The following is a 1,135-nucleotide window of genomic DNA, read 5'->3' as shown; positions in this document are numbered from 1 at the left end:
GTCGCCGGATTGAGTGAGTCGAACGTCAGCGTCGCCATGGCGTCACCATAAACCGCCCCCCACCCCCTGACCACATCCCCAGGACCCCACGGAGCGCGCCAGACCACGCCGTGGGCGGGCCGGGAGTCACCCCTTACAGCGCCGTGGGCGGGGGGACCGGTTGTCACCCCTTACAGGGCCTGCGGAGCGCGCCGTGGCAGCGTGCGTAAGACCGCGCCGTGGGCAGGGGGACCGTGGTTACCCCTTACAGGGCCTGCGGAGCGCGCCGTGGCGGCGGGTCACCACTGAAGGGTCAGAGGGCGTTTCCTGGAGGGCCATCAGCCGCAGTGCGGCGGGTGGCAGACCACGGCGGTGCCGTAAAAGATCAAAAGAGCGTCGGATCTAAAAGAGCGTCGGATTCTCGGGCTCGATACCGCGGAGAGAGTCGTAGTCGAGGGTGACGCAGTCGATGCCGCGGTCGGAGGCGAGGACGCGGGCCTGGGGTTTGATCTCCTGCGCGGCGAAGATGCCGCGCACGGGCGACAACAAGGGGTCGCGGTTGAGCAGTTCGAGGTAGCGGGTGAGTTGTTCGACGCCGTCGATCTCGCCCCGGCGTTTGATCTCGACCGCGACCGTCGCTCCGAGCCCGTCGCGGCACAGGATGTCGACGGGCCCGATAGCCGTCATGTATTCGCGCCGGATCAGGGAGTAGCCGTCGCCGAGCGTGGTGATGTGCTCGGCGAGCAGCTCCTGCAGGTGGGCTTCCACGCCGTCCTTGATCAGCCCGGGGTCGACGCCCAGTTCGTGGCTGGAGTCGTGGAGGATTTCCTCCATGGTGAGGACGAGCTTCTCGCCGGTCTTGCCGTGGGTGACCGTCCAGGTCTCGCCGTCCTCTTTGAGCTTGCACGGCGGGTTCATCCAGTTGAGCGGCTTGAACGCGCGGTCGTCGGCGTGGATGCTCACGCTTCCGTCCGCCTTGATCAGCACGAGTCTCGGCGCCATCGGCAGGTGGGCCGTGAGCCGTCCGACATAATCCACGCTGCACCGCGCGATGACCAACCGCATGACGCCCCACCTTAGCGGCTCTGGAAAACTGGTCGCATGGCGTTCGAACGGGTGGGTGTGGCCGTGCTCGGCACGACGGCGGGTGCCGGGG

Annotated in this window: 1 protein-coding gene; it reads right to left on the bottom strand. The window is 67.5% G+C overall.

Annotated features, from left to right (window positions below; genetic code table 11):
* Window positions 1-381: 381 nt before the first annotated feature.
* Window positions 382-1,044 (bottom strand): endonuclease NucS, encoded by a 663-nt coding sequence (gene nucS, locus E1295_RS48170; protein ID WP_132642103.1) that lies wholly within the window; start codon window positions 1,042-1,044, stop codon window positions 382-384.
* Window positions 1,045-1,135: the final 91 nt, after the last annotated feature.

The sequence above is a fragment of the Nonomuraea mesophila genome (genome assembly GCF_004352805.1).
In the GTDB taxonomy this organism is placed as follows: domain Bacteria; phylum Actinomycetota; class Actinomycetes; order Streptosporangiales; family Streptosporangiaceae; genus Nonomuraea; species Nonomuraea longispora.
Note: the sequence above shows the minus strand (reverse complement) of the source record. Positions and strands in the feature narration are given on the sequence as shown.

Bases quoted from the DNA above. Each gene is read 5' to 3' on its own strand.
- nucS (WP_132642103.1), bottom strand. From the start codon at position 1,044: ATGCGGTTGGTCATCGCGCGGTGCAGCGTGGATTATGTCGGACGGCTC.